Origin of the sequence: Nocardioides sp. REDSEA-S30_B4, from assembly GCF_001627265.1 — a bacterium.
Lineage (GTDB): Bacteria > Actinomycetota > Actinomycetes > Propionibacteriales > Nocardioidaceae > Nocardioides.
Genome location: NZ_LUPI01000066.1, coordinates 1 through 15,284 on the forward strand (window position 1 = coordinate 1; position 15,284 = coordinate 15,284).

At 73.5% G+C, this 15,284-nt stretch carries 12 protein-coding genes; 10 read left to right on the forward strand and 2 right to left on the reverse strand.

Going from position 1 to position 15,284, the window contains the following annotated elements:
- Both A6R01_RS12400 and A6R01_RS12405 read left to right on the forward strand, forming a co-directional pair.
- Nucleotides 1-226: hypothetical protein (locus A6R01_RS12400; RefSeq protein ID WP_292606296.1), on the forward strand; the 226-nt coding region annotated here is incomplete at its 5' end.
- An 82-nt stretch (nt 227-308) separates the two neighbouring features.
- Nucleotides 309-737 (forward strand): pyridoxamine 5'-phosphate oxidase family protein, encoded by a 429-nt coding sequence (locus A6R01_RS12405; protein ID WP_292606298.1) that lies wholly within the window; start codon nt 309-311, stop codon nt 735-737.
- A 44-nt stretch (nt 738-781) separates the two neighbouring features.
- Here A6R01_RS12405 and A6R01_RS12410 read toward each other — a convergent pair whose 3' ends face one another.
- On the reverse strand, nt 782-1,930 hold the full coding sequence (locus tag A6R01_RS12410; RefSeq protein WP_292606300.1) for an acyl-CoA dehydrogenase family protein: 1,149 nt from the start codon (nt 1,928-1,930) through the stop codon (nt 782-784).
- A 130-nt stretch (nt 1,931-2,060) separates the two neighbouring features.
- Between A6R01_RS12410 and A6R01_RS12415 the strand changes: the two genes are divergently transcribed.
- Together A6R01_RS12415 and A6R01_RS12420 are read left to right on the forward strand one after the other, a co-directional pair.
- Nucleotides 2,061-2,801, forward strand: a complete 741-nt coding sequence (locus A6R01_RS12415; protein WP_292606302.1) for a MerR family transcriptional regulator — start codon at nt 2,061-2,063, stop codon at nt 2,799-2,801.
- A gap of 235 nt (nt 2,802-3,036) precedes the next feature.
- Entirely contained in the window at nt 3,037-3,693 is a 657-nt protein-coding gene (locus tag A6R01_RS12420; protein WP_292606304.1) for a TetR/AcrR family transcriptional regulator, read from the forward strand.
- A gap of 35 nt (nt 3,694-3,728) precedes the next feature.
- Here the strand turns inward: A6R01_RS12420 and A6R01_RS12425 are convergent, their stop codons facing one another.
- A complete protein-coding gene (locus A6R01_RS12425; RefSeq protein WP_292606306.1) occupies nt 3,729-4,727 on the reverse strand; it encodes an alpha/beta hydrolase in 999 nt (332 codons plus the stop codon).
- A gap of 63 nt (nt 4,728-4,790) precedes the next feature.
- Here A6R01_RS12425 and ctlX point away from each other — a divergent pair, with 63 nt between their 5' ends.
- The 6 genes from ctlX (at nt 4,791) to A6R01_RS12455 (ending at nt 15,171) form a co-directional block, all read left to right on the forward strand.
- Nucleotides 4,791-5,819 carry a citrulline utilization hydrolase CtlX gene (ctlX, locus tag A6R01_RS12430; RefSeq protein ID WP_292606308.1) on the forward strand — a complete coding sequence of 343 codons (1,029 nt, stop codon included), beginning with the start codon at nt 4,791-4,793 and terminating at the stop codon, nt 5,817-5,819.
- Between the two features lie 33 nt (nt 5,820-5,852).
- Complete coding sequence (locus A6R01_RS12435; protein ID WP_292606310.1) at nt 5,853-8,198, forward strand: enoyl-CoA hydratase-related protein; 2,346 nt, start codon at nt 5,853-5,855, stop codon at nt 8,196-8,198.
- A 117-nt stretch (nt 8,199-8,315) separates the two neighbouring features.
- Nucleotides 8,316-9,332 (forward strand): nitroreductase family protein, encoded by a 1,017-nt coding sequence (locus A6R01_RS12440; RefSeq protein ID WP_292606312.1) that lies wholly within the window; start codon nt 8,316-8,318, stop codon nt 9,330-9,332.
- Nucleotides 9,333-9,413: 81 nt separating this feature from the next.
- Entirely contained in the window at nt 9,414-10,949 is a 1,536-nt protein-coding gene (locus A6R01_RS12445) for a DUF3375 domain-containing protein (protein WP_292606314.1), read from the forward strand.
- Entirely contained in the window at nt 10,946-11,728 is a 783-nt protein-coding gene (locus tag A6R01_RS12450; protein ID WP_292606316.1) for a DUF4194 domain-containing protein, read from the forward strand. Before A6R01_RS12445 ends, A6R01_RS12450 begins: the two co-directional genes overlap by 4 nt.
- Nucleotides 11,725-15,171, forward strand: a complete 3,447-nt coding sequence (locus A6R01_RS12455; RefSeq protein ID WP_292606319.1) for an ATP-binding protein — start codon at nt 11,725-11,727, stop codon at nt 15,169-15,171. Before A6R01_RS12450 ends, A6R01_RS12455 begins: the two co-directional genes overlap by 4 nt.
- The last annotated feature ends 113 nt before the right edge of the window (nt 15,172-15,284 follow it).

Genomic DNA, 15,284 nt, shown 5'->3' on the forward strand with positions numbered 1-15,284 from the left:
GGTGCTCGTGGGCGCCGGCGCGGGCTTCGCGGTCGGGCACGCCGTGGGCGACGACGGGCGCGACCACGGGATCGAGCGGTGGGCCGAGCACGGACGCCCCGACGGCGACCTGCGCGGCGGTCCCGGCGGTCCCCAGGGACGCCCGGGTCTGCCTCCGGCGTACGTCTCCCCGGACCCCGAGTCGTCGGCGTCCCCGGACTCCTCCGGGGACGAGACCCAGAGCTGAGCGTCGCGGTCGGGACAGGAGCACCGGTCGCGAGGGACCTTGGACCCTGCGACCGGCGCGGCCCGCGGGGCACCGTGGAGGCATGGCCACCATGCACAGCCAGGAGCACAGTCAAGGACACGACCGCCCGGTCCTCGTCGACCTCGACGAGTCGACCTGCTGGGAGCTGATGGCGACCGTCGGCATCGGCCGGCTCGTCTGGGTCGACGCCGATGGACCGGTCGCCGTGCCGGTCAACATCGCCGTCTCCGACGGCGCGGTCGTCATCCGGACCGCGGCCTACTCGGCGATGGCGCGCGAGGTCGACGACAGTCGGGTCGCCCTGGAGGTCGACGACCTCGACCACGAGACCCGCACCGGGTGGAGCGTCCTGGTGCGCGGGGTGGCACGGGTGCTCTTCGAGCCCGCGCCGGAGGACGCGCCGACGGCGTGGCCCACCGGCAGCAAGTCGGCGACCGTGCGGCTACGCCCCACGAAGGTCACGGGCCGGCGGCTGGCTGCCCCGCGCTGAGCGCGGGACGGACCACCGCGTCCAGCTCCGGGTGTCCTGCCGGCTCAGAACCCCAGGGTGCGCCCGATGATCTCCTTCTGGATCTCGGTGGTGCCACCGTAGATGCGCGAGATGCGCGAGTCCGTGTAGGCCCGGGAGATGGGGTACTCGGTCATGTAGCCGTAGCCGCCATGGAGCTGGACGCCGGCGTCGACCACCTTCGCCTGCAGCTCGGTGGTCCACCACTTGGCCATTGACGCCAGAGCCGGGTCGGCCTGGCCGGCGTTGAGCTTCATCACACAGTCGTTGATGAAGGTCCGGGCGACGTAGGCCTCCGTGGCCATTTCCGCGAGGACGAAGCGATTGTGCTGGAACTTGCCGATCGGCTTGCCGAACGCCTCACGCTCCTTGGCGTAGGACAGGCACAGGTCCAAGACGTGCTCGATGGCCGCGACGGCCTGCACCCCGATGGAGATGCGCTCCTGGGGGAGGTTCTGCATGAGGTAGATGAAACCCTCGCCCTCCTTGCCCAGCAGGTTGGCCTTCGGGACCTCGACGTTGTCGAAGGACAGCTCGGCGGTGTCCTGGGCCTTCAGGCCCATCTTGTCCAGGTTGCGACCGCGCTCGAAGCCCGCCATGCCGCGCTCGACGACCAGCAGGCTGATGCCCATGTGGCCGGCGTCGGGGTCGGTGCGGCACACGACGATGACCAGGTCGCTCATGATGCCGTTGGAGATGAAGGTCTTGGAGCCGTTGAGGACGTAGTGGTCGCCCTTGTCCACGGCGCTGGTCTTGACGCCCTGCAGGTCCGAGCCGGCGCCCGGCTCGGTCATCGCGATGGCCGAGATCAACTCGCCGCTGACCAGCCCGGGCAGCCAGCGCTGCTTCTGCTCGTCGGTGCCCAGCGAGGTGATGTAGGGGACGATGATGTCGGTGTGGACGGGGAAGCCCGGGCCGCTGGCGCCGATGCGTGAGAGCTCCTCGGAGACGATGGCGTTGTAGCGGAAGTCCTGGACTCCCATGCCGCCGAACTCCTCGGGTACGTCGAAGCAGAGCAGGCCCTGCTCGCCCGCCCTGAGCCACAGGTCCCGGCTCACCTGGCCGTCCTTCTCCCACTGCTCCATGTGGGGAGCGACCTCCTTCTCCATGAAGGTGCGGGCCATCGCGCGGAAGTCCTCGTGCTCCTGCTCGTAGATCGAGGTGGGCTGCGCCATCGAGATGCTCTCCTGTGCTCGTGGGGACCCCTTCCCTGCTGGTCGGGCCCCGACAACGATCGGTCACCACAACTGTGACAGCAGAACTGTCACGATGCAAGAGGACTGTGACAGCGATACTGTGCGTGTCATGGTGCCGCCCTCCTCCGACTCGACGACCGCGCCGGGCGATGCTCACCTAACCGTGGACGAGCTGGCCGCCGCAGCGGGCTTCACGGTGCGCACCACCCGCTACTACGCCAGTCTCGGACTGGTGCCGCCCCCGCAGCGCCGCGGACGGCTCGCCTACTACGGCGACCGGCACCTGGCCTACCTCGAGCTGGTGCGCGCGCTGCAGGAGCACGGCTTCACCTTGCAGGCCATCGAGGGATTCATCGCCGCGCTGCCGGCGGAGGCGACGGTGGAGGACCTCGCGCTGCAGCGGGCCATGCTGACGTCTTGGAGCCCTCGGCCGCCCGAGCGGGCGGACCTCGACGAGGTCCAGCGTCGTGCGGGCCGACTGCTGTCCACAGCTGATCTCGCGCTGCTCGAGTCGATCGGCGTGCTCGACCGCGACGGCGACCATCTCGTGGTGATGCCGGGGTTCGCCGAGGGCGTCGAGCTGCTCGGGATCGACATCCCGCGTGCATCGATGCAGGCGGCGAGTGATGCCATCCGCCGCAACATGGAGGCCCTGGTCACGGAGCTGACCGACATCCTGCGTGACCAGGTGCTCGATCCCTACCGGCGCGCCGACCCCTCGCGGGAGGGTGCAGAGCGGCTCGAGCAGACGCTGCCGACGTTGCGACGGCTCACGCTCGAGGCGGTGGTGACCGGCTTCCAGAGAGCTGCGAACGCCGTCATCACCCAGTCGCTGACCCGCAGTCGCTGACCCGCAGTCGCCGACCCGCAGTCGAGGGCGCCCCGGCGCCTTCCGCACTTCCTGCGGCGTGCGCCAGGACGGCGTGATCGCTGGTGGCGGACCCGATGGGACGTGTGGTCCGCCGTCCCTCTCTGCCCTGGAGCTCGACCGTCGCGCGGTCAGGCTGAGGGGTTCGCGAGAACCTTCAGGGTGCTCCAGACCGTCGTGGCTCCTGATGGCGGCAGGCATCTGCGACAGTGAGCCCATGTCGGAGCTGTTCAGGGACGGCGTCGGGGACGGCGGAGGAGGCCGAGGGCGACGCCTGCCCCCGGACGAGCGTCGTGAGCAGATCGTCGCGTGCGCCGTGCGGCTGTTCGGCCAGCGCCCCTACGCCCAGGTCTCCGCGGCGGAGATCGCCCGCGAGGCCGGGATCGCCAGAGGACTGCTCAACCACTACTTCGGCGACAAGCGCGGTCTCTACCTGGAGGTCGTGCGGCGATCGGTGCTGCTGCCCTCGCTCGAGGGCGGCGCCCGACCCCCGCGGACCGGCGACACCGAGGCACTGGACGCGCTGGCGCTCGAGGATCGCGTCGAGCGGGCCGTGGGCTGGTTCCTCGACTCCGTGGAGCCCCAGGCCGCGTCGTACTTCACGGTGCTGGGGTCCGAGGGCGTCGCGGAGGACGAGGACGTGGCACGGATCCTCGAGGAGGCCGACGACCTCGCGGCCCGTCGGGTGCTGGAGCTGGTCGGTCTCGACGCCGACGACCACGTGGCGCGTGCCGCGGTGCGCGCCTACGGCGGGCTGGCCAAGGCCACGGTGCGGGAGTGGACGCGCGCGGGCGCGCTGTCGCGGGCGCAGGCGCACCGGCTGCTGCGCGACGCGCTGCTCACCATCGTGACCAGGACGCTGCCGGCCCTCTGATCGTCCTCTGAGCGCCCTCGGGCGTCCGGGGTGGCTCAGGCGGCGCGGGCGGGCTCGTCCAGCCACTGCTCGACGTGGTCGAGGAACTCGTGCGGCTCCGAGAGCATCAGCGCGTGCCGGCGGTCGGTGATGAGGTGACCGGTCCAGTCGGGCCGGGCGGCCAGCACGTGGCGCAGGACCCGGGCCGGGACCAGCGCGTCGGCGGTGCCGCCGAGCACCAGGGTCGGGGTCTCGATGGCGCGGATCGCGCGCCAGGTGGGGGCGGGCTCGAGCCAGAGCCGGGCGATCGAGGCGGTGCTGCTGCGCAGGGAACGCCGCCGGTCGGCCAGCTGCTCGGGGTCCTCGGACAGGGCGTCGGCGGCCATGGCCTGCAGCAGCGTGGGGCGTACGGCGTCGGGGTCGGTGAAGATCAGGCCGAGCAGCGCTCGGGCGGCCGGTCGGGCGTCGCGCCCGGTGGCAGCGGCGAGCACGGTGCCGCCGATGCTGGGCAGGCCCATGGTGAGCATCCCCTGCACGGCCGGCACCGAGGGCGGCAGCAGCCGCAGCGCGCACGAGTGCGGGAGGGCGGGGGAGACCAGGACCAGACGGTCGACGACCTCGGGGTGCTTCGCGGCGAGGTGGGTGGCGATCAGCCCGCCCATGGAGTTGCCGTGGACGGTGGCCGACGCCCAGCCGAGGGCGTCGAGCACCCGTCGCACGAAGGAGACGTGGCCGGGCACGGTGAGCCGGTCGGAGTCCATGAGCCGGGTGTGCCCGAAGCCGGGCAGGTCGACGGCGACGACGGGGCCGCGCCGGGAGAGGGGAGCGATGACGTCGATCCAGTTCGCGGCGCTCCCGCCGAGGCCGTGCACGAGCAGCTGCGGCTGCGAGCCCGTCCCCGTGCCGGCGCCCGTCGCGTCGGCGCGCAGCACCCGCACGGGGCGGCCGTCGACGTCGATCACCTCCTGGCGCACGCCGGCCCAGGCCGGGTCGGTGGCCAGCCACGAGTCGTCGGGCGCGGCCGCGGGGTGGGTGGGGCTGGGGGAGGGAGCCATGGCAGCACTGTGGCAGGACCGGTCGCTGTGCGCACCCACCCGCGGATGACCTACTCTCCGGCCGTGACCGCTCAAGCGCCCTCGGCCGTGATCCTCATCCGCGCGACGCGCTTCCTCCCGAACCCCGCGACTGCCGCGGACAACGCCTTCCAGGCCGACGCCCCGGCCGGCGAGACCGCGGCCCACCTCTCCGAGCTGGCGCTCGCCGAGATGGACGCCGTGGCCGAGGCGCTGCGCGAGGTCGGCGTGCGGGTGCACGTGTTCGAGGACCACGACCACACGCGGCCCGACAGCGTGTTCCCCAACAATTGGGTCTCCACGCACGCCGGCGGGGTCGTGGGGGTCTTCCCGATGTACGCCTCCAACCGGCGGCACGAGCGGCGCGGCGACGTGTTGGAGATGCTGAAGTCGCACTACCGGGTGCAGACGATCATCGACTACTCCGGCCTCGAGCCCGACGGCATCTTCCTCGAGGGCACCGGTGCGATGGTGCTCGACCACCTCTCCCGGGTGGCCTACGTCGCCCGCAGCCACCGCGCCGACTCGCACGTGCTGGAGCGCTTCTGCACCGACTTCACCTACGAGCCGATGGTCTTCGACGCGGTCGACTCCGGCGGCGTGCCGGTCTACCACACCAACGTGATGGGCTGCGTGGGCACCGACGTGGCGCTGATGGCGCTGGAGATGATCCCCGACGAGCGCCGCCGGGAGCAGGTGCGCGAGCGGCTGACGGTCCAGGGCCGGACGCTGGTGGAGATCACCGAGCAGCAGGTGCGGGAGTTCGCCGGCAACGCCGTGGAGCTGGCCGGCAAGCACGACGACGGCCGGGCCCGTCGGGTGATGGCGATGTCGGCGCGGGCCCGCGCCAGCCTGCGTCCCGACCAGATCGAGGTGATCGAGCGCTCCTGCGAGATCCTCGCCGTCGACATCCCGACCATCGAGCTGGCCGGCGGTTCGGTGCGCTGCATGATCGCCGGCATCCACCTCGACCCGCGCCCGGCCATCGAGGACGGCCCCACGGACGCCGTCGTGGCGATCAACGAGGACCACCCGGTGACGGCCGACGGGCGGTTCGTGCACGAGGGGCGCTAGCAGGACCGGACGAGAACGTGTTCTAGTTTTCCCGTGAACGCGTCCGCCGAGTCCTCCTCGGCTCCCTCCCCGAGCCACGCCGACCTGCCGCCGAGCACCCCGGTGCTGATCGGGGTGGGGGAGACCTCGGAGACCCTCGACTCGCCCGACTACCGCGCCCGCTCGGAGGCGCAGCTGGCCGCCGACGCGCTCCTCGCGGCCGTCGAGGACACCGGCGCGACGGCGGAGCAGGTGCTCGACGCGGTCGACGCGGCCGTGATGACGCGCTCCTTCGAGGCGATGGGGTTCGGGTCGCCGCTCGGGACGCCGACCAGCTACCCCTGGGCGGTGCTGCGCCGGGTCGGTGCCTCGCCGTCGTACGTCGTGCACGACGCGCTGGGCGGGCAGACCCCGCAGAGCCTGGTCAACGAGCTGTGCCAGGGGATCGCCGACGGCCAGCACTCGCTGGCGGTCGTCTTCGGCGCCGACGTCACCTCCACCACCCGGCACTTCACCCGCGGCGAGGGGGCGGCGGGCGAGCGGCCGGACTTTGCCGAGGACGTCACCGGGCCCGAGGTCGACCGGGGCCGGGGCACGCACCTGGTCAACACCCGGCACCAGGTGCTGCACGGGATGACCAACGCGCCGGTGCAGTACGCGCTGCTCGAGCACGCACGGCGGCACCGTCTGGGGCTGGACCGGCGCACCTACGCCAAGCAGATGGCCGCGCTGCTCGCGCCGATGAGCGAGGTGGCCGCCGAGCGCAAGCACGCGGCGGCGCCCACGGTGCGCACCGCCGCTGAGGTCGAGACGACCACCGCCGACAACCGGGTCGTCGCCGACCCCTACCGCCGGCTGATGGTCGCCCGCGACCAGGTCAACCAGGGCGCCGCCTGCGTCATCGCCTCGATCGCCACCGCCCGGGCGCTCGGGGTGCCCGAGGACCGCTGGGTCTTCCTGCACGGGCACGCCTTCCTCTCCGAGCAGCCGATGCTCGAGCGACCCGACCTCTCGCGCAGCCCGGCCACCGTCGCCGCGATCGAGCACGCGCTCGACGTGGCCGGGGCCTCCATGGACGACATCGGCCCGATGGACCTCTACAGCTGCTTCCCGATCGCGATCACCACCGTCACCGACGCCTTCGACCTCGACACCGAGGACCCGCGCCGCCTCACCCTCACCGGCGGGCTGCCGTTCTTCGGCGGCGCCGGCAGCAACTACTCGCTGCACGCGGTGGCCGAGGTCGTGCGGCGCGTACGCCGGGAGCCCGGCGTCACCGGGCTGGTGGGTGCCAACGGCGGCCAGCTCTCGAAGTACGCCGTGGGCGTCTACTCCGCCCGGCCGCGACCGTGGGTCCCCGACGACTCGACCGCCCTCCAGGCGGGGCTCGACGCCGTCCCCGGGGTGCCGTGGACCGAGGTGGCCGACGGCCCTGCGGTGATCGAGACCTTCAGCGTCGAGCCACAACGCGACGGCAGCCGCACCGCGGCGCTGGTGTGTCGCGACCTCGCCGGCCGGCGGTTCCTCGCGACCGCAGTCGCCGACGACAAGCTGCTGGACCTGCTGGCCGACGAGGACGTCGAGCCGATCGGGCGTCGCGTCCACGTGCGCCACGTCGACCATCTCAACCGGGCCGCGCTGACCCGCGCCACGCTCGACCGGTGGCATCCCGTCCGTCCAGCGCGGCTCGACGGGGAGCACACCAGGATCCGGGTCGCCGTCGACGGGCCCGTGGTCGAGCTCGCGCTGCTGCGTCCGCTCCTCGACCGCCGCACGCACGCCGAGTGCGACGAGGTCGTCTCCGCCTGGCTGGACGACCCGCACCTGCGCGTGCTGCTCCTGCACGCCGACGGACCGGACTTCTGCGAGGGGCTCGACCCGGCCGAGATCGGGTGGGGCGGCACCCTCGTCACACCGCCGCACGGCGTGGCGGGGCTGACCGGCCGGCTGGTGGACCGACCGGTGGTCGCCGCCGTCTCGGGCGGGGTCCGCGACGCCGGGGTGGAGCTGCTGCTCGCCTGCCACGTCGTGGTCGCCGACGAGACCGCGACCTTCGAGATGACCGCCACCCGGCGGGGCCTGGTCGCCGAGCACGGTGGCCTGCGCCGGCTCCGCGAGGTCATCGGGCACCGCCTGGCCGACGACCTGGTGCTGACCGGCCGCCGCCTGGACGCCCACGAGGCACTGGCGGCGGGCCTGGTCTCGCGGGTCGTGCCCGCCGGGGACCAGCTGGCCACGGCGCGTGCGCTCGCCGAGCAGGTCTGCCTCGGCGGCGGCACCGCCGTGCGGGCCACGCTCCGGATGGCCGGGGCCGGGTCGGACGCGGCGTCGTACCTCGGCCCGGTGCAGACGCCGCGGGAGGTCGACGAGGTGGCGTTCTCCGAGGACCTCATGGGCTGAGCCCAGCAGCGCGGGACCTTGGTCCCGCGCCAGCGTGCCGTCCGGCTCGTGCCTGGGCCCCGGCGCCCCGCGAGGCTGGTGTCGGAGCCGGAGGGAGCCGGGTCCGGAGAGGCGGACATGGTCACGTTGACGGCATCGGAGATCACCGGGGCAGCGCCGCAGCGCGGCGTCGCCCGCAGCATCGTGGCGATGGCGATGCGCGCGCCCAGCCTGCACAACACCCAGCCCTGGCGGTGGCGGATCTGCTCCGAGAACACCCTGGAGCTGTACGCCGACCACGACCGCCAGCTGCACGGCGTGGACCCCCGCGGACGGCTGATGATGCTCAGCCTGGGGTCGGCGCTGCATCACGCCGTGGTCGCAGCCCGCTCGGGGGACCGCGCGGTGCGCGTGGAGCGCCTCCCCGACGGGGGCCCGCCGGACCTGGTCGCCCGGCTGCACCTGGAGGGCCGCTCGCCGTCCCGGCCGGAGGACCGCATCGCGCTCGCGTCCCTGGTGGCTCGCCGCACCGACCGCAGGCCCTTCAGCTCCTGGGAGGTGCCGGACGAGACCCTGCAGCGCCTCGCGGAGGTCTCGACGCAGGCCGGTGCGCCCGCTGTCGTCCTCGACGTGCGCCAGCGGGTCGCCGTCGAGCACCTGGTCTCGACCGCCAGCGTCCTGCAGGCCTCCCGTCGCCTCGTGGAGCGGGAGCACGCCCGGTGGTGGGCGATCGAGCCGCGGGCGACGTACGACGGTGTGCCGGCCGACCTGGTGCCCGACCGGGTCGTTGACCCGCTCGGCCGCGGCCGCGACGGCGCCGGCGCGCTCGACGGGACGCCCGCGGAGGACGCGGAGGCGGTCACCGAGCGCGCGGCGGTCCTGGCGATCTGCCACGACGACGACACCCGCGCGGGCTGGCTCGCCGCCGGCGAGGCACTCAGCGCGGTGTGGCTCGAGGCCGTCGCCGAGGGCCTCGGCGGGGTGCCGGTCTCGCTGCCGGTCGAGGAGCCCGAGCTCCGCGAGCAGCTGCGCTCGGGCGTGCTGGGACTCGCGGTGCAGCCGCAGGTCCTGCTGCGCCTGGGGTGGCCGCACACCTCGAGCGCCCGGCTGCCCGGCGCCCCCCGTCGTCCCATCGACGACGTGCTCGTGCCCTGACCCCCGCCCGGGTCCCACCCCTGGGGGTGGCGTCTGGGATGCTTGCCCGTCGGTGTCCGGACAGCCGCACGGGGAGGATCAGTGAGCGAGGGCTCCTACATCGCCTCCGAGCTCGCGCGCGTGAGCGCCGCCTTCGCCCGGCCGACCCTCACCCTGCTCCACCAGCGACAGGCACCGGTGGTCATCACGATCTTCCGGGCCGCCTTCGGCCGCGACAACAAGCCGATCCCGACGGCGCGTCTGCACACCCAGGTCGAGGAGCACCTCGCGGTCTTCCGGCGCGACCCCGGAGCCGACGTCCCGACCGGCTCGGGGCGTGAGCTGTGCCAGCGCTGGATGCGCGGCCAGTGGCTGGTGCGCTCGCTGGACGAGTCCGGCGAGGAGGTCTACGCGCTCACCTCGCACGCCCAGCAGGCGCTGGAGCTGGTCAAGAACCTCACGCGCGACCGCGCCACCCTCTCCGAGCACCGCATCGCCACCATTCTCACCACCGTGCGGCGGTTCAACTCCGAGGCCAACCCCGACCGCTCCAGCCGGGTCGGCATCCTCAACGCCGAGATCGCCCGGCTGACCGCCGAGCGCGACCGGCTCGTCGACGGCGCTGACCTCGTGGGGGCCACCGAGGACTTCATGCTCGAGGGCTACACCGAGCTGATGTCGCTGGTCTCGGCGCTGCCCAGCGACTTCGCCCGGGTCGAGGAGCGCTTCGCCACGATCCGCTCGGAGATCCTGGCCGCCTTCCGGGCCGAGGACCGTCCCGCCGGGGAGGTGATCGACGACTATCTCGCCCGCGCCGACGCGCTGATGACCGCCACCCACGAGGGCCGGGCGTTCGAGGGCGCCTTCGCGCTGCTGCGCGACGACGCCACGGTGACCCAGCTGCGCGAGGACCTCGGCGACCTGCTCGACCACCCGCTCTCCGAGGGGCTGCTGGGCGAGGCCGACCGCGCGGAGCTGCGCGGCACCGTCCGCCTGGTCCGTGACGGCCTGGACCGGGTGCTCTCGCAGCGCTCGCGGGTGACCGCGACGCTGAAGGAGTACATCGTCTCCCACGACGTCGCCCGCGACCGTGAGCTGGAGCAGACCCTGCGCCAGGTCGAGTCCGAGCTGATGACGTGGATGGCCACCACCGGCCCGCGCGCCAGCATCGACCTGCCGCTGCTGCCGGCCCGGGTGTCGGTGGAGCACCTGCGCGAGCGCTTCCACGACCCCGCCGACGACCGGCTGCCCGAGCCGATCGCCGCTCCCGACCCCGACGACGCACCGCGCCTGACCCTCGAGGAGCTCAAGGCCCAGGGCGGACCGCAGCTCTCGGTGCTCCGCGGCCGCCTCGACGAGGCCCGCGCCCAGGTGGTGCCGGTCGGCTCGATGGGCTCCTTCTTCGGCGCGCTCGAGCCGTCGCTGCGCCGCCCCGTCGAGATCCTGGGCCTGCTCCACCTCGCCGCCGAGCTCGGCTGGCTGGAGCAGGAGTCCGAGCCCGAGGAGCAGGGCGAGGCGTACGCCGCCGTCCGCCCCGACGGCACCCGCCGCACCTTCGACGTCCCGCGCACCCCCGTGCCGGATCCCGATCTGCCGCCCGACCTGCCGCCAGACCAGTCCGTGGAGGACCAGCAGTGACCACCGACCTGGACCCGACGCCCGACCTCGCGCCCGACCTTGCACCCGACGACGCGACCTCGGTGTCGCTGTGGGAGGGCGACGAGGGCGGGCTGGAGCACGCCCAGCGGCTGGCCCTGGTCACCCTGCTGAAGTCCCGCTTCATCTCCGCACGCACCCACCCGCGGGACTGGACCGTGCTGGTCGAGCACGAGCGGGTCATCCGCTCCCGTCTCAACGACCTCTTCCTGGAGCTGGCCATCGACCGCACCCGCGAGGTCGCCTGGAAGCGCCAGGCAGTCTCCGAGGCCGGCGCCCGGCTGCCCACGCTGCTCTACGACGCCGCCTGGTCCCGCGAGGAGACGCTGGTCCTCGTGCACCTGCGCGACCGGCTGCGAGCCGGACACGCCGGCGGCGACGCCCGGGTCTACATCGACCGCGACGACGTGCTCGACCACGTCGCGACCTTCCGTCCGGCGCACGCGACCGACGAGGCCGGCGACGAGAAGCGCGCGCGCAACGCCTTCACCAGCGTCGCCAAGGCGGGCCTGCTGATCCCGACCGCCTCCGAGGACCGGTTCGAGATCAGCGAGGCGGTCGAGCCGCTGCTGCCGCTGGAGCTGCTGCAGCAGCTGCTCGAGCAGCTGCGCGAGGCCAACGGAGGCGGGGCCGACGCGGGCGGCGACGACCAGGCGACCGACGAGCCCAGCGACGTACGGGCCGATGCACAGCCGGGGGAGCCGCAGGGCGCCCCTGCCGAGGACACCGACGGCATGCTGATCGAGGAGGACGCCGAGTGAGCGTCGAGGAGACCGAGCGCGAGGGCCTGTTCACCGAGCAGACCGTGGCGCTGCCCGCCGACGACACCATGCAGTGGCGCGCTGCGCTGATGCAGCTGGTCAACTGGGGCGGCTTCGGCGGCCTGACGACCGTGCCGCTGCGCGGCGAGGCCACGATGATCTCCGGCGCCTCGGGCGTCGGGAAGTCCACCATCCTCGACGCCTACACCGCGCTGATGATGCCCTCGGACACCAAGTTCAACGGCGCCTCCAACGACGCCGTCGCCGGCCGCGCCCGCGGCGTCGGCCAGCGCAACCTGCTGTCCTACCTGCGCGGTGCCGTCGACGTCGTCGACGACCCGCGCACCGGGCGGCCCGTCGAGAAGCTGCTGCGGGGCAAGGGCGGTGACACCTGGGGCGCGGTCGCGATGACCTTCGTCAACGACCAGGGTGGCCGCTTCACCGCCCTGCGCACCTACTACGTCCCTCGGCGTGCGGCGCGCTCGGCCGACGTGCAGATGCAGCTGGTCACCCACGAGGGCGCGCTGTCGCTGCAGGTGCTGGAGGCGGCGGTCGCCGACCGCTTCCACGCCAACACCCTCAAGAAGCTCTTCCCCGGGGTCCGCGTCCACCGCACGTACGCCGAGTTCTCGGCCGTCCTGCACGCCCGGCTCGGCATCGGCGCAGGTGGCGACGGGGCCAAGGCGCTGCGGTTGCTGGCGCGCATCCAGGCCGGCAACCAGGTGCGCAGCGTCGACGAGCTCTACAAGGACATGGTGCTCGAGCGCCCGACCACCTACGCCGCCGCCGACCGGGCCATCGAGCACTTCGACGACCTCGACGCGGCCTACTCCGCGATGCGCACCGAGGAGCGCAAGCTCGAGGTGCTCGGCCCCATCACCGACCTGCACGACCGGCAGGTCCGCGCCACCGCGCGGCTGGCCGAGCTCGACTCCTACGGTGTCGCCGCCACCGGCGACACCCCGCTGCGGCAGTGGCTGCTGCGCACCCACCACCGGCTGATCCGCGACGCCGTCGACACCAACCGCGCCGCACGCGAGCGGGCCACGGCCGAGCTGTCGGCCTCCACGTCCGCCGAGCGCGACCTGGCCTCGGACCTGGAGGCCGCCAAGGCCGCGCACCGCGCCGCCGGCGGCTCCACGATCCAGGGGATCGGCCAGTCGATCGAGCAGGAGCAGGTCGTCCGCGAGGACCGGCTCGCCCGGCGCGAGCTGCTCCAGCAGCGGCTGCTGCCGGTCGTCGGGGTCACCGACGCTGAGGCGCCCGACCTGGGCGACGCCCTGATGTCGGTCGAGGCCTTCACGGTGCTGCAGCTGCACGCCCGCGAGTGGCTCTCGGGCTGGGAACGCGAGCAGGAGCGGGTGCGCCGCGAGCGCGACGTCACCCGCGACCGCCGCTTCCCCCTCAGCCAGCGCCAGGCCGAGCTGCGCCGCGAGCGCGCCTCGCTGGAGAGCCGCGGCGGGCGGCTGCCGGCCCGCATGCACGAGCTGCGCGACGAGGTGTCGCGCGCCAGCGGCATCCCCGCCTCCGAGCTGCCCTTCGTGGCCGAGCTGATCGACGTGGCGCCGGAGGAGGCACGGTGGCGCACCGCCGTGGAGACGGTGCTGGGTGCGAGCGCCCGGATGCTGCTGGTCCCGCTGGACCGGCTCGAGCAGTTCTCCTCCGCGATCGACGGGCTGCGGCTGCGCGGCCGACTGGTCTTCGAGGGCGTCGAGCTGCACCTGCCCGACCTCGGCCCGGCCGACCCCGAGCGGGTGGCCGGCAAGCTGCTCTTCCAGGACTCGCCGTTCTCCGGCTGGGTCCAGGCGCACGTGAGCGAGCCGTCGCGCAACGCGCTGTGCGTCGAGGACGCCGCCGGGCTCGCCGGCGGCGGCTTCCGGGTGACCGAGGCCGGTCAGACCCGTCAGGGGCGACGTGGCACCCACGGGCGGGGCGACAGCCGCTCGATCATCGGGTTCTCCGGCGAGGAGGCGGTCGCCGAGATCGACGCCGAGCTCGCCGCCTTGGAGGAGCAGCTGGACGCGGTCGACGCGGAGGTCGCCGAGCTCGACCGGCGCAGTGCGCTGCTGGAGCAGCAGCGGGCGTCGTACGACGCGATCGTGGCGGCGCGCTTCGACGACCTCGACGTCGACGGCAGCGACCGGCGCATCGCCGAGCTGGAGGCCCGGCGCGAGGAGATCCTCGGCGCCGACGACCAGCTGCACGCGCTGCAGCGCCAGATCGAGGAGCTGACGGGCCGTCTGGAGGAGGTGCGCCGCGAGCGGTTCGGGCTGGAGGCGCGCGCCCGCGAGCTGGGCGACGAGCACGCCCGGCTGGTCGACGACGAGGACCTCGTCACCGACCGGCTCGAGGCGATGGAGCGCTCGGGGCGGGTCACGCTCACCGACGAGCAGGACGCCGCGCTGGCCGCCGACTTCGCCGCCGCGGCCGCGCCCGGCGACCCCGACGACCTCGAGCGGTTCACCGAGACCTCCCAGCGCCTCGCCGAGCGGCTGCGCGAGGCCGTGGTCGACGCCGAGACCGAGCTGACCCGGGTCGAGGAGGAGCTTGCCGGGATCTTCCGGGTCTACAAGATGCAGTGGGACTCGCCCAACCTGGGGGCGACCGCCGCGTCCTACCCCGACTACGCCCGCATCCTCGAGGAGGTCCGCGGCACCGGCCTGGCCGAGCGGCGCGCGGAGTGGCGGCGCCGCCTCACCGAGTGGAGCGGCCAGGACCTCGTGCCGCTGGTCGGTGCGATGGCCGCCTCGATCGAGGAGATCGAGGACCGGCTCGAGCCGATCAACGCGATCCTGCGGCGCCTGGAGTTCGGCGGCGTCGGTGACCGGCTGCGCATCCGGCTGCGCCGTCTCGCGCCCGCCCACGTGCAGGTCTTCATGAAGGACCTGCGGCGGCTGGCGTCGGGCACGACCGGGGAGCTGGGCGAGGACGACCTCGAGCGGCGCTTCACCGAGCTGAGCCGGTTCATGGACCAGCTGCGGGTGCCCGCCCAGGTCGGCGACGTGGCGTCGTCCTCGACCGACCGCGACCGGCTGCTCGACGTGCGCCGGCACGTGGAGATCAGCGCGGAGCGCTACGACTCGCTGACCGGCGAGCTCAAGGCGACCTACCGGACGCTGGGGGAGAAGAGCGGTGGCGAGAGCCAGGAGCTGGTGGCCTTCATCGTCGGCTCGGCGCTGCGCTTCCGTCTCGGCGACGAGCTGCGCTCGCGGCCCCGCTTCGCGCCGGTCTTCCTCGACGAGGGCTTCGTGAAGGCCGACTCCGAGTTCGCCGGCCGTGCCGTGCGCGCGTGGAAGGGCCTGGGCTTCCAGCTCATCATCGGTGTCCCGCTGGACAAGGTGACCGGCCTCGAGCCGCACATGGACGAGCTGCTGGCCATCACCAAGAACAGCACCACGCACCAGTCTTGGATCACCCCGATCCGCGACGCCGCCGAGGCCTGACCGCCGAGAGGTCGCTCACGCACGGCCGAGAGGTCTGCGGGGTCAGAGGAATGTCGCAACACCCCCTGCCCCGAGGGGGATGTTGTGCCGACTCCACCGATGCCTGCTGACCA